17 protein-coding genes and 1 pseudogene are annotated in these 21,858 nt (G+C 69.5%); 8 read left to right on the top strand and 10 right to left on the bottom strand.

The genetic code is table 11. The features are described 5' to 3' along the window. Window positions 1–5: 5 nt before the first annotated feature. Complete coding sequence (locus tag BMY40_RS09120; RefSeq protein ID WP_093657382.1) at window positions 6–482, bottom strand: hypothetical protein; 477 nt, start codon at window positions 480–482, stop codon at window positions 6–8. Window positions 483–801: 319 nt separating this feature from the next. Between BMY40_RS09120 and BMY40_RS09125 the strand changes: the two genes are divergently transcribed. From BMY40_RS09125 to BMY40_RS09145, 5 genes are all read left to right on the top strand, one after another. Further along, window positions 802–2,520: a sensor histidine kinase gene (locus tag BMY40_RS09125; RefSeq protein WP_093657384.1), complete on the top strand. Its 1,719-nt coding sequence runs from the start codon at window positions 802–804 to the stop codon at window positions 2,518–2,520. A gap of 129 nt (window positions 2,521–2,649) precedes the next feature. After that, the gene (locus BMY40_RS09130) at window positions 2,650–3,069 is read left to right on the top strand and encodes a roadblock/LC7 domain-containing protein (RefSeq protein ID WP_093657819.1); all 420 of its coding nucleotides are present in this window, start codon (window positions 2,650–2,652) and stop codon (window positions 3,067–3,069) included. Continuing rightward, a complete protein-coding gene (locus BMY40_RS09135) occupies window positions 3,066–3,425 on the top strand; it encodes a DUF742 domain-containing protein (protein ID WP_093657386.1) in 360 nt (119 codons plus the stop codon). Before BMY40_RS09130 ends, BMY40_RS09135 begins: the two co-directional genes overlap by 4 nt. Then, complete coding sequence (locus BMY40_RS09140; RefSeq protein WP_093657388.1) at window positions 3,406–4,020, top strand: GTP-binding protein; 615 nt, start codon at window positions 3,406–3,408, stop codon at window positions 4,018–4,020. Before BMY40_RS09135 ends, BMY40_RS09140 begins: the two co-directional genes overlap by 20 nt. After that, complete coding sequence (locus BMY40_RS09145; RefSeq protein WP_093657390.1) at window positions 4,017–5,300, top strand: cytochrome P450; 1,284 nt, start codon at window positions 4,017–4,019, stop codon at window positions 5,298–5,300. The genes BMY40_RS09140 and BMY40_RS09145 overlap by 4 nt, the downstream gene beginning before the upstream one ends. 178 nt (window positions 5,301–5,478) lie before the next feature. Here BMY40_RS09145 and BMY40_RS09150 read toward each other — a convergent pair whose 3' ends face one another. Next, the gene (locus tag BMY40_RS09150; RefSeq protein ID WP_093657391.1) at window positions 5,479–6,699 is read right to left on the bottom strand and encodes a cytochrome P450; all 1,221 of its coding nucleotides are present in this window, start codon (window positions 6,697–6,699) and stop codon (window positions 5,479–5,481) included. Window positions 6,700–7,144: 445 nt separating this feature from the next. Further along, window positions 7,145–8,131: a DMT family transporter gene (locus BMY40_RS09155; protein ID WP_245769961.1), complete on the bottom strand. Its 987-nt coding sequence runs from the start codon at window positions 8,129–8,131 to the stop codon at window positions 7,145–7,147. 154 nt (window positions 8,132–8,285) lie between these two features. On the opposite strand from BMY40_RS09155, the gene BMY40_RS09160 reads away from it, so the two are divergent. After that, window positions 8,286–9,203, top strand: coding sequence for a LysR family transcriptional regulator (locus tag BMY40_RS09160; protein WP_093657393.1), 918 nt, complete (start codon window positions 8,286–8,288; stop codon window positions 9,201–9,203). A gap of 696 nt (window positions 9,204–9,899) precedes the next feature. Here BMY40_RS09160 and BMY40_RS09165 read toward each other — a convergent pair. The 4 genes from BMY40_RS09165 to BMY40_RS09180 are packed head-to-tail and all read right to left on the bottom strand — an operon-like array spanning window position 9,900 to window position 15,840. After that, window positions 9,900–11,243, bottom strand: coding sequence for a sigma factor-like helix-turn-helix DNA-binding protein (locus BMY40_RS09165; RefSeq protein ID WP_093657396.1), 1,344 nt, complete (start codon window positions 11,241–11,243; stop codon window positions 9,900–9,902). A gap of 9 nt (window positions 11,244–11,252) precedes the next feature. Then, the gene (locus BMY40_RS09170; RefSeq protein WP_093657398.1) at window positions 11,253–11,852 is read right to left on the bottom strand and encodes a hypothetical protein; all 600 of its coding nucleotides are present in this window, start codon (window positions 11,850–11,852) and stop codon (window positions 11,253–11,255) included. Then, complete coding sequence (locus BMY40_RS09175; RefSeq protein WP_093657400.1) at window positions 11,849–13,513, bottom strand: DEAD/DEAH box helicase family protein; 1,665 nt, start codon at window positions 13,511–13,513, stop codon at window positions 11,849–11,851. The genes BMY40_RS09170 and BMY40_RS09175 overlap by 4 nt, the downstream gene beginning before the upstream one ends. Next, window positions 13,510–15,840: an ATP-binding protein gene (locus BMY40_RS09180; protein WP_093657402.1), complete on the bottom strand. Its 2,331-nt coding sequence runs from the start codon at window positions 15,838–15,840 to the stop codon at window positions 13,510–13,512. Before BMY40_RS09180 ends, BMY40_RS09175 begins: the two co-directional genes overlap by 4 nt. A gap of 615 nt (window positions 15,841–16,455) precedes the next feature. On the opposite strand from BMY40_RS09180, the gene BMY40_RS09185 reads away from it, so the two are divergent. Further along, window positions 16,456–18,054 carry an IS1182 family transposase gene (locus BMY40_RS09185; RefSeq protein ID WP_281250758.1) on the top strand — a complete coding sequence of 533 codons (1,599 nt, stop codon included), beginning with the start codon at window positions 16,456–16,458 and terminating at the stop codon, window positions 18,052–18,054. Window positions 18,055–18,085: 31 nt separating this feature from the next. Here BMY40_RS09185 and BMY40_RS28500 read toward each other — a convergent pair whose 3' ends face one another. After that, window positions 18,086–18,895: a very short patch repair endonuclease gene (locus tag BMY40_RS28500; RefSeq protein ID WP_245769963.1), complete on the bottom strand. Its 810-nt coding sequence runs from the start codon at window positions 18,893–18,895 to the stop codon at window positions 18,086–18,088. A gap of 4 nt (window positions 18,896–18,899) precedes the next feature. Beyond that, on the bottom strand, window positions 18,900–20,252 hold the full coding sequence (locus BMY40_RS09195) for a DNA cytosine methyltransferase (RefSeq protein WP_093657406.1): 1,353 nt from the start codon (window positions 20,250–20,252) through the stop codon (window positions 18,900–18,902). A 117-nt stretch (window positions 20,253–20,369) separates the two neighbouring features. Here BMY40_RS09195 and BMY40_RS09200 point away from each other — a divergent pair, with 117 nt between their 5' ends. Next, window positions 20,370–21,209, top strand: coding sequence for an Eco29kI family restriction endonuclease (locus tag BMY40_RS09200; RefSeq protein ID WP_093657408.1), 840 nt, complete (start codon window positions 20,370–20,372; stop codon window positions 21,207–21,209). Window positions 21,210–21,411: 202 nt separating this feature from the next. Here BMY40_RS09200 and BMY40_RS09205 read toward each other — a convergent pair. Continuing rightward, window positions 21,412–21,779 (bottom strand): annotated as a pseudogene (locus BMY40_RS09205) (NUDIX hydrolase); the annotation flags it as partial. Window positions 21,780–21,858: the final 79 nt, after the last annotated feature.

The following is a 21,858-nucleotide window of genomic DNA, read 5'->3' on the forward strand; positions in this document are numbered from 1 at the left end:
CCGGCTCAGCAGCCGTCGTACCGCCAGCCGCCCTCCTCGCGGACCCACTGCTGCTTCCTGTGGTCGAACCTCGGCTCGTCGCCCACGCCGTACGTCACGTACGCGGTGTCCTCACCCCAGAACTCGTCGGCGGAGAACCGCGTCAGGGCGTACCGCCTGCCCTCGGTGTTCGCCTCGGCGGCCCGCTCCAGGGTCCCGGCGACCGACTCCTCGGTCGCCTCCTGCCGGCAGCGGGCGGAGTACATGGCGTACACGGCCCCGGCGTCCGGCTCGAAGTAGGCGTCGACGTACCGGCCCACCGCCTTCTCCAGCGCGGCGACGTCCGCGGGACCGGGCGAAGGGGGCCTGGACGGTGCGGAGGAGGACGGCGGCGGCCCCTCGCCGCCGCCCGGGCCGCCGTCGCCCCCGCCACCGCACGCGGTGGCCAGAAGCAGGACGGCGGTGACGATCGGCAGGACGGCGGCCGTACCGCGTACGCGCATGGCTCCCCCCGGGAAGGTCGTGGTCGTGCTCCATCATGCCCGGCACGGACACCGCACGCGGACGACTCACACGGACACCGCACGCGGGGCTCGGGCCCGGAGTCCGGCAGGGGAGGGGCCCGGAAGGCGTCCGGCCCCGCCGCGGCGGAACGGCCCCGGAGTCTCCTCACCGGCTCGGCGCACGCGCTGCGTGATGCATGGTTACTATGACGAAGGCAATCGCAAGAGAAGGCAACTCCCCTTCTTCCAGCGGGCTTTCGGCCGTCGTTTGTCTTCCGAACCGCATCACCCGCCCCCACACAGCCACAGGGATTGCGCGATGTCAGATCCTGCCGCCCCCGGCCAGCACCGAGTGCCCGGAGGACGCCTGCCCCTCGTCTTACTCGCCGTCTGCCTGACGGCGCTCGTCGCGGGCGGTGCGGCGGGTGCCGCCGCGGCCCCCGACGGCACGCGCCCCTGGGTGCTGGGGGTGGTCGCGGTGGCCGGAGCCGTGGCCGTCGCGGCCTTCCTCGCCGTCCTCCTGACGGTGCGGCGGACGGCCACCGCCGCCGCGAACGCGGCTGCCGAGGCCGCGGCGCTGCGCGGGCAGGCCGAGTACCGGCAGGCGCACACCGCGCATCTGGCCGACTCCGTGCTGCCGGCGGTCGCCGAGCGGCTGCGGAACGGCGCGCGGACGGAGGACGCGCTGGCCGGAATGCCCGTCCCGGAGGACCTGCCGCTGCGGCGGCTCCTCCACTCCTTCGCGCACGAGGTCTCCTCCGCCACCGGGCAGCGGCTGTCCGCGCAGGCCGAGCGGGACGAGGCGGCCCGGCAGGCCCGGGAGCTGGCGGAGGGGGTGGACGGCCTTCTCACCACCGTCCTGCCCGGGGCCTTCGCGCGGCTGCGCGGCGGCGCCTCGGCGGGCACGACCCTGGCGGGGGTGCCGCGCCCCGCGGACGAGCGGCTGGCCGCCCTGACGGAGTTCGTGATCCGCGAGTACGCGACCAGCGAGCGGCGGTCCGCCGCCGCCCGGACGGCCGGCACCAAGGCCCTCAGCCGGGTGCAGGCGGCGGCCGTGGCCATGCTGGCGGACCTGCGCGAGATGCAGGAGCGCCACGGCGAGGAGGTCTTCGGCGACCTGCTCAGGCTGGACCACAGCACCTCGCAGATCGGACTGCTCACCGACCGCCTGGCCCTGCTGATGGGCGGACGCGCCAGCCGGGCCTGGAACAAGCCGATCGTCATGGAGAGCATCCTGCGCGGCGCGGTGGGACGCATCGCCGCCTACCAGCGGGTCCGCATGCACTGCGCCAGCGGCACCGCGATCGCCGGGTTCGCCGCCGAGGGTGTGATGCACCTGCTCGCGGAGCTCATCGACAACGCGGCGAACTTCTCCCCGCCCATCGACGAGGTCAACGTCTACGTCGAGGAGCGCACCGCGGGCCTCGTGGTCACCATCGAGGACAGCGGACTGCGCATGTCCGACGCGGCGATGCGCCGCGCGGAGAAGGCCGTCTCCGGCGAGTCGACCGACCTCGCCCACCTCCAGGGCACCCGGCTCGGCCTGGCCGTGGTGGGGCTGCTGGCCCACAAGTACGGCATCTCCGTGAGCTACCGGCCCTCCTCCCGGGGCGGCACCGGTGTGGTGGTCCTGCTGCCGCCGCACCTGCTGGCCCAGCAGCGCGCCGAGGCCCCGCCCGCGGCCGCGGTGCCGGGGGCCCGGGCTCCGCGTGAGGTCTCCGCGTCCGGTGCCGGGTCCGCCCTCCCCGCCGCCGCTCCGGCCGGGACGGCCGCCTCCGCCGGTACGGCCTTCCCGTCCGCCACCGCCGCGCCCGCCGCGCCGGACCCCGCCGGGACCCCGGCCCCCGCGGCCGGGGAGACCGCCCACGGGCTGCCGGTGCGGCCCCGGGGCCGCACCCTGGCCCGGGCCGACCGCGCCCGCGAGCGGGCGGCCGACGCCTCCGCCGATCTTCCGCAGCGGAAGCGCCCCGCCCGTGACGCCGGAGCGAGCTTCGGGGCGTTCCACCGCTCCAGGCGCCCCGAGGATCCCTCCGAGTAGGCGCGCCCCTCCGACACACCCGGGGTGCCCGCCCGTCCGGGCGGGCACCCCCACCCCCCAGCGAAGACCGTGAGATTGGAGGCACGGGCCGGTGGCCGGACAGTCGGCCCGAAACGCCCGATGCAGATCATGGAGACCACCGACAACAGCCTGACCTGGCTTCTCGAGAGCCTGCTCAACCGCACTCCCGGGACCCGACACGCCCTGGTGCTCTCCCGCGACGGGCTCAAGCTGTGCTGGAGCAGCAGTCTGACCCTGGACCGGGCCGACCAGCTCGCGGCCATCTCCTCCGGGATGCAGGCCCTGGCGCAGGGAGCCTCCGTGGAGTTCGGCGACGGGAGCGGAGGGGTGCGGCACTCGATGACGGAGTTCCACGGCGGCCTCCTGTTCATCGTCGAGGCCGGGGAGGGCGCCCATCTGGCCGTCGTCGCCGACGACACCGCGGACCCCGGCGTGGTCGGCCACCAGATGGACGAGCTGGTCGAGCAGATCGGCGAGCACCTGCGAGCCGAGCCGCGCAAGCCGGCCGAGGGCGGCGTCCCGTCATGATCCGCAAACCCGTCGACATCGGCGACCCCCACCGGCTCTACACCGTCACCGGCGGACGCAGCCGGGGCGAGGAGGCCGGGCTGGACCTGGTCACGCTCATCGTCAGCGAGTGCCGGCCGACGGAGGGCATGCAGTCGGAGCACGTACGGATCCTGGAGCTGTGCGCCCACCCCACCGCGGTGGTCGAGATCGCGGCCGACCTGCGCCTGCCCATCACCGTGGTGAAGATCCTCCTCGGCGACCTGCTCGCCGCCGGACGCATCACCGCACGGAACCCGCGTCCGTCCGCAGCGCACGGCGACGCGCCCGAATCCGCCCTGTTGAAGGAGGTGCTCATTGGACTCCGCAACCTCTGAGGCCCCGGCGCGCACGCCGCTCGCGGACGCCGCCGAGACCGGACTGAAGATCGTCATAGTGGGCGGCTTCGGCGTCGGGAAGACGACGCTGGTCAGATCCGTCAGCGAGATCCGCCCCCTGAACACCGAGGAGGTCATGACCCAGGCCGGCGCGGGGGTGGACGACACCGCCGGCCTGCGGAACAAGAACACCACCACGGTGGCGTTCGACTTCGGCCGGATCAGCCTCAACGAGCAGACCGTGCTCTACCTGTTCGGAGCGCCCGGGCAGGAGCGGTTCTGGTTCCTGTGGGACCGGCTGTTCTCCGGGACGCTCGGCGCGGTGGTGCTGGTGGACACCCGGCGGATGGCCGACTCCTGGTACGCGATCGACCGCCTGGAGCACCACCGGACCCCGTTCGTGGTGGCCGTCAACCGGTTCGACGACGACGCCTCGCGCTTCTCCCTGGACGAGATCCGCCAGGCGCTGGACCTGCCGGAGGACGTGCCGCTGGTCGACTGCGACGCCCGGTTGCGCGAGTCCGGCAAGAACGTGCTGATCACCCTCGTCGACCACCTCTACCAGCAGGCACTGGCACGGGAGATGACCGCATGACCGACCAGCCCGACCAGTCCGACCGGTCCGCCCAGGACACAGCCGCGCCGCCCTCCGGCTGCCCCGCGGCCCACCCCGACGCCGTTCCCCTGAGCGGCCTGGAGTACCAGCAGACGCCCTTCCAGCTCTACCGCGCGCTGCGCCGCGACCACGGCACGGTCGCCCCCGTGCTGCTGGATGGCGGCATCCCCGCCTGGCTGGTGCTCGGATACGCCGAGGTCTCCTACGTCACCAGCCACGACGAGCTGTTCGCCCGGGACTCGCGGCGCTGGAACCAGTGGCCCGCCATCCCCGCCGACTGGCCGCTGCTGCCGTTCGTCGGCTACCAGCCGTCGGTGCTGTTCACCGAGGGCGCCGAGCACCAGCGCCGGGCCGGCGTCATCAGCGCGGCGCTGGAGGAGGTCGACCAGCTGGAGTTCTCCCAGGACTGCCAGGAGATCGCCGAGCAGCTCCTCGCCGAGTTCGCGGGCAGCGGGCAGGCGGAGCTGATGTCCGCGTACGCCCACGCCCTGCCGATGCGCGCGGCGGTCCGGATGTGCGGCATGCCGCTCACCGGGTCCGACACCGAGGACCTGGTGGAGGACCTGCGGATGTCCCTGGACGCCTCGGAGGGCGACGACCCGGTCGCCGCCTACGTCCGCGTCCAGGAGCGCATCCAGCGGCTGGTCGCGGAGAAGCGCGCCGATCCCGGCCCGGACGTCACCTCCCGCATGATCGCCGACCCGGCCGGGCTGACCGACGAGGAGATCGTGCAGGACCTGATCTCCGTCATCGCCGCCGCCCAGCAGCCCACCGGCAACTGGATCGGCAACACCCTGCGGCTGCTGCTCACCGACGACCGCTTCGCCGTCAACGTCTCCGGCGGCCGCGTGAGCGTGGGCCAGGCGCTCAACGAAGTGCTGTGGCTGGACACCCCCACGCAGAACTTCATCGGCCGCTGGGCGGTCCGCGACATCCAGCTCGGCGGCCGGCAGATCAGGGCCGGCGACTGCCTGGTGCTGGGGCTGGCCGCGGCCAACACCGACCCGCAGATCTGGCCCGAGGGGCATGTGGGGGCGCAGGTCAACTCCGCCCACCTGAGCTTCAGCAACGGCGAACACCGCTGCCCCTACCCCGCTCCCCAGCTGGCCGACGTCATCGCCCGCACCGCGGTGGAGACGCTGCTGGAGCGGCTGCCGGACATCGTCCTGGCGGTGGAGCCGGAGGAGCTGACCTGGCGACCGTCCATCTGGATGCGGGGCCTGACCTCCCTGCCGGTCGCCTTCACCCCCGTGGTGTAGCCCTTTCCGCGGCAGCGTTTGCGGCAGCCCCCGCGCCGGGCCGTACGCCGGCCCCGTACGGCCGGCCGTGCCGCCGCCGGAGCCATCCGCTCCGGCGGCGGCACGGCCGTTTCCGCTGCCGTTCTCGTTCGCCGTTGTCGTTTGCCGCTCCTGCCCTCCGGCTCAGCCGGTCAGGCGGTCAGGCGGCGGGGGTGAACACCACCGGCACCTCCTTGGGGCCGCGGGTGAACACGCCCTGCTCGACGACCTCGGCGCCCTCGGCCAGCCGCATGTCCGGCATGGCGTCCAGCAGCTGGTTGACGCCGATCTCGACCTCGGCCTTGGCCAACAGCGCCCCGACGCAGAAGTGCCGGCCCAGCGCGAAGGCCAGGTGGTCGGCCGCGGCGGAGAACGCGGTGGTGGCCGTCAGGTCGTCGCGGAAGATGTCGAAGGAGTCGGGCTCCTTGTAGTGGCCCGGGTCGCGGTTGGCGGCGCCGATCAGGCAGGTGACGGTCGCCCCGGCCGGTATCGTGCCGCCGCTGACCTCCACGTCCTGCGCGGTCTGCCGCATGATCATGTGGACGGGCGGGGTGTAGCGCAGGGTCTCGGCGAACGCCCGGTCGACCAGCGAGCGGTCCTCCCGCACGGCGGCGAACTGCTCGGGGTGGGCCAGCAGATTGGCGAAGATGGCGGCTATCGCCTTGTCGGTGGTCTCCCCGCCGGCGGCCAGCAGCAGACTGCAGAACGCCTTGATGTCCTCGTCGCTCATCCGCACGCCGTCCACCTCGGCGGCGCACAGCGTGGACAGCAGGTCGTCGCCCAGGTTCTCGCGGCGCTGCCGGATGATGGGGATCATGTACTCGGCGAACTCCACCCGGGTGCGCTCGCCGTCCGCGATCACCTCCGGGTCGCCGGAGAGGTTGCCCAGGAAGGCGATCACCGAGGTGTACCAGCGGTGGAACCTGGGGTGGTCGGCCTTGTCCAGACCCAGCATGTCGGCGATGACGTTGACGGGGAAGCGGGTGGCGTAGGCATCCACCAGGTCCACCCTGCCGGTGTGGCGGAAGGCGTCGATGAGCTCGCGCGAGTTGCGCTCGATGACCGGCAGGAACTTGTTCTGCAGGTCGCTGCCCCGGAAGGCGGGGGCCACCAGGGCCCGGCGCACCGCGTGCTCGCGGCCGCTGAGCTGGAGGATCGTCTTCCCGTGCACCGGCTCGATCTGCCACTCGTAGTTGTCGGTGGTGAACGACGTTCCGTCCTTGAACGCCCGCTCCACGTCCTCGTACCGGGAGACGATGTAGCTGCGGGTGGCTTCGTGCCAGATCAGCGGCGCGCTCTCGCGCATCGCGCGGTAGGCGCTGTAGGGATCGGCGGCGAACTCGGGCGAGAGTATGTCGGGGAACTGCTGTGTACCGGACAAGGCGAGCTCCATCGAAGACGTGACGGGCAGACAGCCTCAGGGTATTGATCATCCGTCGGCTGGAACAGCCTTGCCAAAGCACATGCACATCACATATGCATCGTCAAAATCCTTGTCAGAGCGTCGATTTCAAGCCACCGATCGCCATGCATGATCGTTGCTTCCCCGAACATCCGCCACTCGGCAAGCCCCGCTGCGTGGCTCGGCTCGGGCAGACGGGACCAGAGCATCGGCCCGGGGACGTGGTGGGGCAGGCCGGTGGTTCGGACTGCCGCCGGTCGTGTCACACGGCGTACGACCTCAGGCCGAGGGTGCTCTACCGCCGCTCGTCGCCCGAACCGGGGGAAGTGCGGCTGCCCCGGCCGGCAGGCGCGGGCGGGGCGGACGCGGGCCGCCTCACCGGCCGGCGCGCGGTGCGCCGGCCGCAACCGGGATCAGCCGGAGGTCATCGTGTGTCCCCCAGGGCCGCGCGGCGGGCGGCCTGGCCGTCGGCGGCCGTGGACGCACCCTCCACCGCACCCTCGCCGGCCGGCGCCGCGGACGCGGACACCGCTCCGTTCCGCCGCGTCATCCCGACGCCCACGAGGACCACGGCCATGCCGAGCACCACCCGGAGGCTCAGGTGCTCGTCCAGGACGACCGCGCCGAGGAGGACGGAGACCACGGGCAGGAGGTAGCCGACCACCGCGGCGCTGGTGGCGCCCTCGTCGTTGATGATCCGGTAGGTGAGGTGGAAGGTGACCGCGGTGCAGAGGACACCGAGGACGACGGCCGCGGTCAGGACGGCCGGGCCGGGGTCGACCGCCTCCAGGCCGCCGAACGGCATCGCGACGGCGGTCAGCGCGCTCGCGGCGACGAGCTGGGCGGCGGAGAGCGAGATGGTGGGCGTGCCCCTGCCGGCCAGGGTGCGGCCCATGTAGGTGAACGCGACCGCATAACTGGCGGCCGCGCCGAGGATGGCGAGCGCTCCCCAGCCGACGGCTCCGGCCGACTGCCACGGGGCGAGGATGACGACCGTGCCGGCGAAGCCGAGCAGGAGTCCCGCCAGACGGGCCGGGCGCAGTCCGCGCTCCGAGCCGAGAGCGAGTCCGAGGGCGACCGACCAGAGCGGTGTCGTGGCGTTCAGCACTCCGGCGAGACCGGAGTCGACGGTCTGCTGACCCAGGCTGAACAGCGCGAACGGAAGCGCGTTGCAGAAGAAGGCCGCGACGAGGATGCGGCGCCAGACGACGGCGCCCCGGGGCATGCGCCGCCCCGCCGCACGGCAGGCGACGGTCAGGACGAGCGCGCCGAGGACGCAGCGGGCGAACGTGACCTGGAGCGGGGAGAGCCCGCGCAGCGCCAGTTCGATCCACAGGAAGGTCGATCCCCACAGCAGGGCGAGCACGGCCACCCGCAGCCCGCCCCGCAGAGCCCGTGCACTGTTTCCCACGGCGTTCCCCGTTCCCCCGTTCGTCCGGCACACCGCCCGCCGACCGGTTCCATCGTCGGACCGGTGGTTCGCCCGGTCCCGTCACTCCGACGATGCCCGAGAAGAGCTTTCAGGACAATCAAACGTTTCTATGGTGAGCGTTAAGCTCTGCTGCATGCTCGATGTGAGGAGACTGCAGGTCCTGCGCGCGGTGGTCACCAGCGGCACGGTCACCGCCGCCGCGGCCCACCTCGGCTACACGCCGTCCGCCGTCAGCCAGCAGGTGGCGGCACTGGAGAGGCAGGCCGGTACCGCGCTGCTCGAACGCGTCGGCCGCGGTGTGCGGCCCACCGCCGCCGGCCTGCTGCTCACCGAGCACGCGGCCCTGATCGGCTCGGCGGTCGCCCGGGCGGAGACCGCCCTCGCCGACCTCCGCGCCGGACGCACCGGCAGCCTGTCGGTCCGTTACTTCGCCACGGCGGGCTCCACGCTGGTGGCTCCGGCCCTGGCCCGGCTGCGCGCGGAGCACCCCGGCGTCCGCGTCGACCTCGAACTCACCGACCCGGAGGACCCGCTCCAGGAGGTGGTACGGGGCCGGGCCGACCTGGCCGTGGTCGTACGGGCGGGCGACCGGGGCGGTGACGGCTTCCGGCTCGTCCACCTCCTCGACGACCCGTACGCCGCCGTGCTGCCCCTCGGCCATCCGCTCGCCGACAGGGAAGCCGTCGACCTGCACGAACTCGCCGGTGAGCAGTGGGTCGGCAGTGAACCGCCCGGGCCCTGCCTGGAGCCGGTGACCGACTCCTGCGCGGCGGCCGGCTTCAGCCCCGACTTCGCCGTCAGGAGCGAGGACTACGCCACCGCGCAGGGCTTCGTCGCGGCAGGCCTCGGCGTCGGTCTGATGCCGGGGCTGGGGCTGCGCGTCCGGCATCCCGGCGTCGTCGTACGCCCGGTCCGCAACCCCGAACCGGTCAGGGTGATCTCGGCGGCCGTACGGGAGACCGCCCTCGAACAGCCCGCCCCGCGCGGCCTGCTGAGGGCACTGCGCGACGCGGCCACCGCCGGCCCGCCCGGTGGAACCGCAGCGGACTGACCCGCGGCCCCTTCGGCCCGGATCCGTATTTCTGCCTCCCGGGCAACCGAGGAACGGGAGCGGTGGATGGGCGCCGGACCGGCCGCCGTGCGCGACCTCACCGAACCGGAGGTGCTCTACTCCGCACGTTCCGAGAAGGACCGTGAAGCCGTCCGGGGGCGGCGGGAACAGTTCGTCCGGTGCTTCCCGGGCCCTGCGACGGGGCGCGACGAGATCACCCTGCGAGGGCCCTCAGGAGTTGTCCGGGAGCCGTCCGGGCCGACTTCCGAGACGGTCCACGGTCCACAACCAGTCAGGGTCCGATCCGCTGAGCGGATCGGGCCCTGACTGGTGTTTCGGCTGTCGGGGTGGCGGGATTTGAACCCACGACCTCTTCGTCCCGAACGAGGTTCGGATGCTGATCTTGCCAGTGCGGATGGTGTTTGCCCTGGCCAGAGCGTCGGATTGCCATGGTCTCGGGTGGTCCCGAAGGGACTTGGGGAGCAGGTTGGCTCCCAGATGGCTCCCACATGGCCCTGGATGGGGCGGTCCCGCTCACGCTCGTACAGCTCTCCCCCTGACATTGAGCCTGGCGTCCCGGGGCGTTCTCGATGAAGGATTCGGTGCATACGGCCGCATGAAGGCTGGCCGGAGTGGCTCTGGGCCAGCGGCCCCAGGCCAGGCTGGGGCCGCTGGTGCCGATGCCGCGTCAGGCGTTTACCGCAGGCGGCGCTGCGGCCGCTCCCGCCGCGCCGGGCAGGTGTCCGGCGCGCAGCCGTGGCCGACACGCGCGGTGTTGTCGTCGAGACGGAGAAGGACGGCGAGCACGCAGCCGTCGACGACCTCGAGTTCGAGCGCGTGGCGACGCAGGCTAGAGAGCTGGGCGCTGCTGGTACCGCGGCGGACGACGAGCGGCGAGTGGTCGCCGGGCGTTGTGAACGTGTAGCTCATCGGCGCTCGGCGTAGCCCCAGCTGCCAGGTTAGCCAAGTGTGCACATTGACGCCGCTGCCACGCAAGATGTCCCGGTTCACGGAGATCCGCACGCCGAGAACCTCGCCCTCGATGGCCATCGTGTCCGGCTGAGCCGGTTCCTCCTCCTCGAAGGGGCGGGCGCCGCGGGAGACGAGGTCGACAAGGCCGTCGGGGGTCTCACCCAGCTGATCACTGAGTAGGCACTGCTTCAGGCGCCACGGGGTGACTGGGTACAGTTCCGTCACCTTGGCGAAGAGCCGTGCCTGGGATAGAGGGCCCGAATCGGTGACTACCGCGACCATCGCCTCCACAGCGGTGGTGTATGTGGACGCGCGCAGGTGCGTCCACTCGGTCAGGGCCCAGGTGCCCTCGGGGCGGATCTGCCGGAACCGGTCGTCACGGCGCAGCGCCTCCCGCACCGCCGCGATGGTCGTCGCGGCCATCGGGGCGAGCAGCTCGTCGGGCCGACATGGACGCCCGGCCTCCAGCAGCCACAGGTACGCGGCATCGCGTCCCCGCGCCTTGCGGCGGACCCAGTGCCCGTCGGGGCTCAGGGCGAGCCGCGACCCGGAGTGGCTAAGGAGCCAGACCAAGGGGAGATCCGCGGGTAGTCCGGCCTGGGAGGCCGCCCGACCGAGGTCGTCGCCGAGGAAGGGAGCGGCGTCGACGAGACGGCGCAGGGCGTTGCCCAGCGCGGCAGGGTCAGCGCTCCACCAGCCGCGCAGGGGCCCCGCCCACGTCCGCGGCGCGTCCAGCCCCGCCGCAGCCAGCAGCTCTTCCAGCGCCACGTGGTCGACGACCCCAAGCGCAGCAGCGAAGGTTTCTCGTGGGGCGGCTGGGCCCGCGCCCGCAGCGCGGGCTGTCTCCCGCCAGCCGCCCTGGATGGTGTCCGCCATTTCCGTGAGTCGCTTCCGGGCGCGGTTCTGGATCTGGCGCACGCGCTCGCGGCTCAGCCCGAGCGCTGCCCCGACCTCCCCTAGCGTCCGGCCCTCGGACCGGCCCGCGATGACGGCCTGCTCACGCTCGTCGAAGACCCCGGCCTCCCATGCCCTGACCAGCCACTCGCCCATCGACCACTTGTCCCCCATTGGTCTCCCCTACATCTCGCTGAAATAGACGATCCGCACGCCGAGGAACTCGGCCACGCGCCGGTGTTCCTCTTTCTTCTCGGGGGATACGGGGGCGCGGAACGGGTCGACGACGCAGATCATCCAGGGCCAGGTCTCCCCGGCAGACCGGTCGAGGATGGCCGGCCACACGAGGTGCTTGAGGTTCGCCGCCGTGCCAGCCACGAAGTGCCGCTCCTCGTCCTCAGCACCGACCTCGCGGATTCTCGCGCGCATCGGCTTCTGCTGGGTGCTCCCCGGGATAACCTCCCAGCCGGGACCGAGCGTCGCCGCGACCATCTGCTCGAGCGTCGCGGCCGGCCGCGTCACGTACTTGGCGTACTTGCCCTCGCCGCGCCGTGCCCGCTCGTACTCCTTCATTGGGCAGTCCTTCAGCCACGGGCGGATATTGGCCTGCTGCTCTACGAAGCCCAAGAGGCGGCCGCCGATTTCCGGGTCCTCCGTCCATTCCTGGTACAGGCGAGTGCGGTCCGCGTCCTGGAGATGCGGCCACTGGGCCTCGTCGGCCTGGGCGTAGATCCGCGTGACCACGGCCTTCTCGACGGCGGGCGGGATCTTGTAGTCGGTCACAGGATTCCTTTCGGCAGGGGGAATTGGAGGCGGACCTCGTCCGCCGCGGTCTCGAGGTCGGCGGCGTCCCGGATCCACATATCCATCAGGGAGCCGACCGTCTCGTCCTGGAATTCGATCCGGGAGACATGCGGGAGTTCCAGGTGCTCGGTTTCCTCGGCCTCCAGCGTCCGGCGCAGGTTTAGCACCGCTGCGGCGCGGCGGATGTCGGTCACGAAGTCGAGGACCTTCAGAGCCTTCTTGCCGGGACTCAGCCGCAGCCCGCGGCCGAGCTGCTGCACAAAGATTCTCCGGCTGTGGGTGACACGCAGGAAGGCAATCAGGTTCACGTCGGGCACGTCGACGCCCTCGTTGAATACGTCCACGCAGGTGATCACTGGGACACGGCCGAGGCGGAACTCGTTGAGCAGGATGTCACGGTGACGCTTCGGCAGTCCGCTGTGCAGGTAAGAGGCATTGGCCCACGCCGGGTCCGAGATGGCGAGGAGACTCGCCATGTGCTCAGCGTGCTCGATCGTCTGGCAGAACACGATGGCGCGGGGCTCGGCGGTCTCCCGCCACGCCACTCGCAGGTGTTCGACGATCTCCTCGTCCCGCTGGGGGAGGAACAGGCGCCGATTGAGGTCCTTGATCGAGTAGCCGTGACGGCTGATGCCCTGGACGGTGTCCCAGTCGACGCCGTCCGCGTACAGCTTGTAGTCGACGGCCGACAGGTAGCCCGCTGCCATGCCCTCGGCGATGCCCATTTTGAAGCTGGGGTGGCCGAAACGGGCTGTGATGTCGAACTTGTCGCCACGCCAAGGAGTGGCGGTGACTCCGAACCATCCCGCAGTCCCGCACAGATCGAGAAGTTCCGCAAACCTGCCGGTCTCGGCCACGTGATGGGTCTCGTCGATCATGATGAGGTCGGGCGCGTATCCCGCGCGCACGGCGGACAGCGCCGACTCGACCGTCGCGACGACGACGCCGTCAAGGGCTCGAGGTTTGCTTTCACCGGTCAGGAGGCGGGTGGGCACGTTCTTCGGGAGGTGCCGCCAAAGCGCCTTCTCCAGCTGTCCGACGAGGTCGCGCATGTGGGCGACGACCAGGACGCGTGCGTCCGGCCGCGACGCCACCAGGTTCCCGATGACCTCGCCGCCGACGACTGTCTTTCCCAGCCCTGTCGCCAGAACCAGCAACGCTGTCCCCTCAGCGTCGAGAGCCCGCTCGATCGCGTCCACGGCCTGTTCCTGGTACGGCCGCAGAGAGTAGGGAACGGGCACGTGATCGGGCATCCTCTGACCGATCGCGTCCAGAGTGGCTCCATGCCACAGGGCGATGTCGACGCCGATCCCTGCCAGCGCCTGGCGTCGCGCCTCGGCTGACGCGGTGATGTCCGTGTTGGTCACCAACACGGCCTTGTCGGCCCGGTAGTGGGTGCGCGCACGTTCGAGATCATCGACACCCGCGCGGTCGGCCGTGCCGTGCGCCTTCCACTTGCACTGGAACACCCACTGCTCGCGGGCGCGGACCGCGAGCAGGTCGGCGCCGTAGTCGTGAGCGCCATCGATGATGCGGACATCCTGGAACCCTAGGTGCCACAGGGTCCGTTCGAGCGCCTTGGTCAGTCCCCCCGGGCCGCCGTCGCGCAGTTCGGCGGCCGTCAGGAATACGGCGCTCATCCCTCACCGGCCAACTCGTCGCGCAGCAAGGCGATGCTCAGACGGGCCCGTCTGAGCTGCTGGGTGGTCGCTCCACCCGCGAACGTGCCGAGCGTCGCCACGTCCGCGAGGCAGCCCGTGACCCGGGCCAGGCTCAGCGCCTTTCCGGACGGCGATGATACCCCGGCGTACGGGCCACGGAAGACGCCACCGTCCATGAACGACTCCGGCATCGCCTGGACGAGCCGGACCAGGGCCAACGCTGGCATGTGATGGACGAAACCGGAGTCCCGGCCGAGACTGCCGACGAGGCCGACACGTCCGGCGGCGATCATCGCCTCCTCGGTCGCGACCTTCTCCTCGTCGGAGAGGTGACCGTAGGCGTTGGCGAAGCCACCGCTCCGGTCGAGGGCTTCGGCCACACGCTCGCGGATCTCCGCGAGGAGGTCGCGGGCCTCCGCGCCGACGGTGGTGCCGTCGAGCACGCTGTCCTGAAGGGACTCGGCGCGGATCGCGGCGACGAGCTGGGACGGGCCCCAGTCAGAACGCGCCCGCACCTTCAGGACGGCGGCTAGTTCGACCACGAGGAGGTCGGCGTAGTCCGCGCCAAACCGCTGGAACACGGCGTGCTCAGGGTCAACTAGGGCGGTGAGCTCGTTGCCGGACCGCTGATCGAGAAGGACGGGGACGGGCAGCCTGTTGTCGTTGAGGAGCCGCTCGCCCGGCTTCAGCAGCAAAGTTCGCACCTTCACGTAGCCGAGCTCAGGGTGCCCGAACGACCTACTCAGATACGCGTGGGGCGTCGCCGCGTTCTCGTAGCGGGCCAGGCGCTCACTGCGTGTCTCGGGAGCAGCCGGGGCAGGCGTGGCGGAGGCGGTGGACGCGGTCTCCGGCTGGGCTTTGCCGGAAGTAGGCATGTCGGCAGGGAAGCCGAGCGCTTCCCCGACGGCCTTCTCATCGGGCTGGGTCGGCACACTGGCCGCCGTTTTGGCCTCCTTGCTCTGCTTCTTGATCTCCTCGTGTCGCAGGACCGCCTGCCACCAGTGCTCGTCGGTCTGGAACTCGGGAACGCCTGCCTGGAACTTCCGGCCCCAGTCCCGGGTATCCGCGTGGACCGGCTTGTTACCGTCGCCGGGGACGAGGCAGCGCAGGCCCGCGTCATTGCGGCGGAAGCCCTTGAACAGCAAGGCCAGCGGGCTCTCGTTCTCCGGGTACCCCAGCTTGCGGGCGCGCTGGGGCTGAAGCGGTGCGACACCGCGTAGCAGCTCCACGGCGCTGAGCCAGCTACGGTCCCCGTACTCGAAGGCGTCCTTCTGATAGGTGACGGGGACGTGGTCGAGGTGGATCTCGCCAATGAGGCGACCACCCTGGTGGGCGAGCTCGACCGGGTACTCGGGTTCCTCATTCCCCGCGATCCCATCGGGGTTGTTCCAGGTGAAGAGCTGTTTGTCCCAGCGCAGGATCTTTCGGCCGTTGCGCAGGAAGTCGATCCCGTACTCGGTCTTGTCGAGGTAACGCTGGACGCCAAGCCAACCGTGGATCCGGCGCTCGCGCACAGCTAGGTTCCCACTGCCGCAGACGGAGCAGTCCTCCCCCGAACCGATCTGCCACTCCCCGCAGTCCCGGCAGGCGATCCCGTCCTGGAGTTTTTCGTCGATCTGGATGTAGGCAGGGATCCGCTCCTTGCCGTTGTAGAGCACGTAGCGGTCGTCGCCCCAGCGGCAGTGGCGGACCGGCTTGACACGCGTTCCGCCGACGTAGAGGTCGAAGGGGTGCTCAGTGAGAATCCACGAGTACACCGATCCGAGGGTGTTGCGGAGTGCCGAACCGTTGCGGCGCAGCCACTCGGCACGCGTCCGGTGCAGACGATCGACGGTGATCCGCGTGCCGTGCTGGGACGGGTCGCTCTTCGGCTCGGTGATGTCCTTCGCCTCGAAGTCGTCCTTGATCTGGTCAAGGTCGATCTCGACGCCGATCCACTCCGTGTCGCCCGCGCGGGTTGTCAGGACGCGGGTGCGCCGGCCGAGGCGGGCGGTCGAGATGTTGAAGCCCATGCCGAACAGGCCGAGCTTGTCGTGCATGTCGTTCCCGGACCAGCCAGCCCGCACCGCGCGCGCCAGTCGGTCGTACGACATGCCCCGCCCGGTGTCGCGGACTTCCAGGACTCCTTTCGGAGACGATGGCAGGGCCACGCTGACTGTGAAGCCGTCCGGCCACTCCACCCCCGAACGGAGGATGTCGAGAAAGTCATCGAAGGGGTTGTCGACGAGTTCGGCTACACACTGCCACTCGTCGAAATCGATCTCGCCCAGCATGCTCAGCACGCGGGCGGAAGGGGTGATCTTCACTCCGGCGGAACCCTCCTGACGGGTCGGGACGCTGTCACGGCGGCCGCGGCGTGCGTGGTAGGCACGGCGAAGCCACCCGGCTCTCATGAGCCGAGCTTTTCGATCCCGAGACTAGAGGAGGCCATTGACAATCCGGCCCGAGTTTGCGAACCCCGGCGAATTGTGTGGCTACCGGGCGGGGGCAAAGGTGCTAAATCCTCATGAATAGGGATGAATCAGTCACGGCTGGCGCGGGGAGCAGGCAGCCACCGTGGCCGTGATGGTCTTTTCGTGCATCAGACCCGTGACGCGTTCCGCGGTGACCTCAGAAACCTTGTGTTCCCGAGAACCCGCAAGATGTCCCAGCCCTCCTCGACTGAGGCGGGTCCGTACCGGCGCCCTAAACCTGGTTGGCGGAGACCTTGTCCCGCCGGAAGACGCTGTGAGCGTCATCGGCCGCACACGCTCGGGGTGCTGTGCCAGTGAGCGACTCTGTCGGGGATCTTGAAGTTCCGCGGACAAGGGTGCCAGCGGTTCGGGATGCTTCGGCTGGTCCTGTACAGCCCTGTCTTCCCGAGGTGGCCAGTGTCCGTTCGTCCCCGGTCCGGCGTGGTGGTGCCCGAGCTCACGGCTCGGATGGCACGGGCCAGCAACCCTCGTGGGACCACGGCCATGTGGGTGCGTGACCACCTCGACGGGCTCTGGGATGACGAGGACTTCGTCTCCTGGTATCCACGTGATGGCCGTCCCGGCCTCTCCCCGGCCCAACTGGCCACGGTCTGCGTGTTGCAGTTCCTGCTCAACCTCTCCGACCGGCAGGCGGTAGAGGCGGTGCGGTGCCGGATCGACTTCAAGTACGCCCTCGCGATGGACCTGGACGACCCCGGCTTCCACCACAGCGTGCTCACGGACTTCCGTGACCGCCTCGGCCGGGACAACCGTGCCGATCAGCTCCTGTCTCTGGCCCTGGACCGGATACGTGAGGCGGGAATGATCAAGGAACGCGGAAGGCAGCGGACCGACTCCACACAGGTCCTGGCCGCCGCCCGGGAACTCACCCGCCTGGAACTGGTCCTCGAAGCGGTCCGCGCCGCGCTGGAGGAAGCCTCCCGGGACACCCCCGACGTCCTGGACGACCTGGTGGACGCCGACTGGGCCACCCGTTACGGTCGGCCGGTCCGCCTGCCCGCCCAGCCCAGCCATCCCGTCACCCGCCTCAAGCAGGCCGGAGCGGATGCCTGCCAACTCCTCCAGTGCCTGCCGGCCCGCCGGCGTGGTCCCCGTGCGGAGGCTCTGCGGCAGATCATGGTGCAGAACTTCCTCGTCGACGCCCGCGGCATCCTGCGTCCCCGCACCGAGAAGGACGGCCGGCCCACAGGAGCCGTCCGGATCATCTCGCCCTACGATCCGGACGCCCGCCGGGCCATCCGGGGCAACACCCGCTGGAACGGCTACCTGGTCCACGTCACCGAGACCTGCGACGCCGACGCCCGCGTCAACTTGATCACGGACATCGCCACCACCAGCCCCATCCGGGACACCCAGGCCCTGCCCGGCATCCACACCCGGCTCCACACCCGCCAACTGCTGCCCGCCCAGCACCTGGTCGACGGCGGCTACATCTCCACCGCCCTGCTGAACGACTCCGCACGCGATCACCGCGTCCAGCTCGTCGGACCGGTCAAGGCCAGCGGAGCGTGGCAGAAGAAGGAACAGACCGGCTACACCCGCGACGACTTCACCATCGACTTCGACCGGCGCCAGGTCACCTGCCCGAACGGCCAGACCAGTACCACCTGGCTCGAGGCCCCCGCCATGGCGCCCTACACAGCCGCCCGGTTCGCCTCCCGTCAGTGCGACCCCTGCCCGGACCGTCCTGCCTGCACGCGGGGAAAGTCCGCCCGCACCGTGAACTTCCTCCCACGCCACCTGCACGAACTCCAGGCCGGCAACCGCACCGACCAGCAGGATCCCCGATGGAAACGGCTCTACGCCACCCGGTCCGGCGTCGAAGGCACCATCTGCGAACTCGTCAACGCCCACCAAGCCCGCCGCAGCCGCTACCACGGCCACCGCAAGACCCACGTCCAACACATCCTGACCGGTATCGCCATCAACCTTGAACGCCTTGCCTCACGAGCGCATCCCCATCGCCCCAGAGGTCTCACAGCGTTCCAGCGCTACCTCGACTCACGAGACCTGACCTGGGAATGCTGGTGGCGGCAAGGCAAATGAACCAGGCCCTCAAGATCCCTGACAGAGTCGCTCAGTGACCTGACCAGTGGTCGCCTGCTTTAGCGGTGAGGTGCGCTGAGTCACGCTTTCGCCGGACGGCGTTCTCGATTCGGGCCGCTGCTTGGTCGAGGTCCTCGTGCTCCCAAACGCGGATGACCGTCCAGCCGGCTGCCGCCAGCGTGTCGTTGGTGTCCGTGTCCCTTGCCCTGTTGCCGTTGATCTTCTCCCGCCAAAAGTCCGCGTTCTTCGTGGCGGGCCGGTAGTGCTCCGGGCAGCCATGCCAGAAGCAGCCGTCTACGAAAACCGCGATGCGGTCGCTGGGGAAGACGAGGTCGGCCCTGCGCCGGACCTCGGCGATTGGCCGGGTGTCGACCCGATAGCGCATGCCGCGGCGATGGAGCAGGCTGCGGAGCAGCAGTTCCGGTCTGGTGTCCTTTCCGCGGTTGCCGCGCATTGAGGCCCGAACTTCGAGCGATGACGCGGTCGACTCGGGCGGCAGTGTTCCCTCTGCTAGGAGCCCCTTTGCTCGTGCTTGTCGCCACGCCTCAGCCAGATTCTGTTTGCGTGAGCCGAGCTCGACCTCGCAGACGTACTTCTCCTCGGTCTTGCCGTCTTGCGACCACCGCAGATAGGCGCGAATGCGTCGAGTGCGCCGATACAAACGAAGCGTGATCGAGGCCCGTGCGAGGCGCCCGTCACCCAGGTCGACGTTGCGTTGATTGCGGCCGCCAGCAGCACGGTCTTGCTCCACTGCTGGCGCGGCCGCGCCAGCTCGACGCTTATACGCACGCTCAGGGGGAAGTTTGTCCTTCCAGTGCCCCCCGACCTCTGTCTGCGGCATGACTCTAGTGTCCCGCTGCGGCCAGGGCGTCGGCGACGGCCTTGGCGAAGAACTCCCCGAGGGCGACTGGAACCGCGTTGCCCAGCTGCCGCATCTGCTCGCCACGGGGACCTGAGCCATGCCATTCGTCTGGGAACGTCATGACTCGTGCGGTTTCGCGCACGGTCATGTAGCGGTGCACGTAGGTCCAGCCGTCCGGCGACGAGGCGTCACGGATCCGCTCGTCCAACAGCATCACGGACTCTCCCCCTGGCACACCGTGAACGCCAGCCTTAACCGTTTTCGCGGGACGGTCCAGTTCATTCGGGGTGTGCCCCTTGTAGATGCGCGCTCCAGGCCAGCCGATGTGACCGACGATGCCGATCTCCTGACCGAAGTCGAACTTCTCGGCAAGACGCTCCATGTCGACACGGGGCAACGCTGGGAGCTTCACATCCGTGCCGTATCCCTGAATGGCGTCGCGCAACGTACGCCACGGCTGGCAATCGTCTTCCTTGATCACCTTCGGAATGCGTGCCCGCACTCGGTCGCGAACGTAGTCAGGTACGTCTGGGTGGCGCTTCCAATAAGGTCCGTCCTCGTCGCGCATGGATCGGAGCAGGGCCGCCTCGGAGAACCTCTCCGTCTTGACGTATTTTTCGAAGGCGTCGACGTCCACGCCGAGGTCGGCTCGGAAGGCTACGATCACGACGCGGTTGCGTACCTGCGGGACGCCGTAATTGGCGGCGTTGACCGGCACCACCACGACTTTGTAGTGGTCCGGGTCACTATCTTCATCGGATAGTTGGTCAAGGATGCGCGTCAGGTGGGCGTTATGGTCCTGCCACTTGACCTCGTCGACACGCTTCTCAAACGGAAGGCGCAGCTCATTCTGGATGTATTGGAAATAATCGGCGAATGACGGCCGCAGTAGTCCGCGGACGTTTTCGCAGATAATCGCCTTCGGTCGCATCTCTCGTACGGCCTTGAACATGGCGGGGAACATGTTGCGCTTATCCTCATCGCCCTTGGCGACCCCGCCAGCACTGAACGGCTGGCATGGAGGACCTCCGGCGAGGAGGTCGACCTCGCCCTGGAAGGCGCTCAGATTTAGGTCGCGCACATCCTCCGGGTAGAGGGGGGCGGGCTGCCCCGGCTGTGGCGGCTTGGGGTTCTTCTCCTTGATGCGCTCCAGGCCATCGACGCCGAGGGTCTTCCGCGCGCTCGCGATGAGCGTCTCGCAGGCCCGGTTGTTGAACTCGTTGAACAAGAGCGGGCGGAAGCCCGCTTGGTGGACCGCCATGGCAAGGCCGCCCCCGCCCGCGAACAGTTCAACGCTGGTCCGCAGCTTCTTTGCTTCTTCAGGCAGGTCAACCATGGGAAAACCATACCGCAGAGTCGATGATCATGGCGAGTTTTCACTCAAACGGGTCGTCTGTGAGTGAGCAAGGCCATAGGGTCCGTGGTGATCAACGCGGCAGAAGGAGCCCAAGGAATGACGCAGGCGGCCAGGCCGGATGGCCGTGGCACCTACCACGACGACTTCCGGCTGAGCATCACCAAGGCCCTTGGCGATCAACTGGCCCAGGCGCTAACGCACCTCGGCCGTGCCCCGCTCGCCGAGCAGTACCTCGCCAGCCTCGACGAGCGGCCTGGCGTCTACCAGCTCTACCTTCGTGGTGAGTTCGTCTACGTAGGCAAGGCTGATAAGTCTCTGCCCGGCAGGCTGGCCAACCATCTGCGGAAGCTCTCGGGGCGGCGCAACATCGACCTTCGTGACGTCACGTTCTCCTGCTTGTACGTCGATGAGGATTTCTCCGCATTGGCGCCCGAGCAGCTGCTCATAAGTCACCACAAGGAGATGGGCAACATACCGTGGAACAACAATGGTTTCGGTAATAAGGACCCGGGGCGTCAGCGTGACAGTACGGTTCTTAAGAAGAACCACTTCGATGTTATCTTTCCGATCGACCTGGATCGTCCCGTCGAGGGCCTGGAGCCTGGGCAGGTCTCGCTGAGCTCCTTCCTCAAGGCGCTCAAGAGCGGACTGCCCTACAATTTCCGGTACGCCGAGCCTCCGCGCCCGAAGTCGACCTTCTTGACTGTGTCGCGGGCTGGCCTATCCGCCGACGAGGCGTTTCGTTTGGTGTCCGAGGTGCTTCCAGAGACGTGGCAGATCGCTGCCCTCATGGGTTACGTGATCATGTACCCAGACTCCCCGAACGAGTACAAGAGTGCCTGGCGGTACTACCGGTCTGGCAAGGTGCTCGAGACCGAGCCTGAAGCGTCGCCCGAGGAGATCACCCAAGGTGATCTCCTCGATGCTGACGAGTGACCAGGAAATGTAATAGTCGAATGTAGCCCGTCCCAGTGAGGTTTCCCCGCAGACCGGTCGATCACCGATCAGGAAGCTATGCCCGTCGAGTACACTCCTCGTCGTTCGGCCTCTGTCGACCGAGCAGATCGGGAACACCATCCGTGAGGCCTTCGAGTGGCAGCTGAGATTCTCAAAGAGAGTCTCGGGGCGGGGCGGCGGCTCAGCCGAGGTGGGGGTAGGTGTCGGCGAGGTAGTTGCCGATCTGTTGCGCATGCTGGGGTGGATGTCGTACCGGTCGATGTCGGCCAGGGGGACGAAGCGGACATCGCTGGCCTCGTCGTTGATCGTGGGTTCACCGCCGACGGGGCAGCCGATGTAGGTGGTCTCGTACTGTTGGCGGATCTCGCCGTCGGTGTAGGCGACGATGTGGTACGGGTTGGTGTAGACGCCGAGGAAGCCGGTGATCTCGGCTACGATGCCGGTCTCCTCCAAGCACTCGCGTACCGCGCACTGTGCGGCCGTCTCGTTACTCCTCGCGTCGATCTGCCGCTGCCCGACCACGGTGCCGGTGTGGTCCATCGCGGCGAGCAGCCACACCGCCCTTCCGTCACCCGTCCTCGAGCCACGCAGTTGCTTCCCGTCGACGGCGACCGCCCGCCACCGCGCA

Source organism: Streptomyces radiopugnans (assembly GCF_900110735.1).
GTDB classification, from domain to species: domain Bacteria; phylum Actinomycetota; class Actinomycetes; order Streptomycetales; family Streptomycetaceae; genus Streptomyces; species Streptomyces radiopugnans.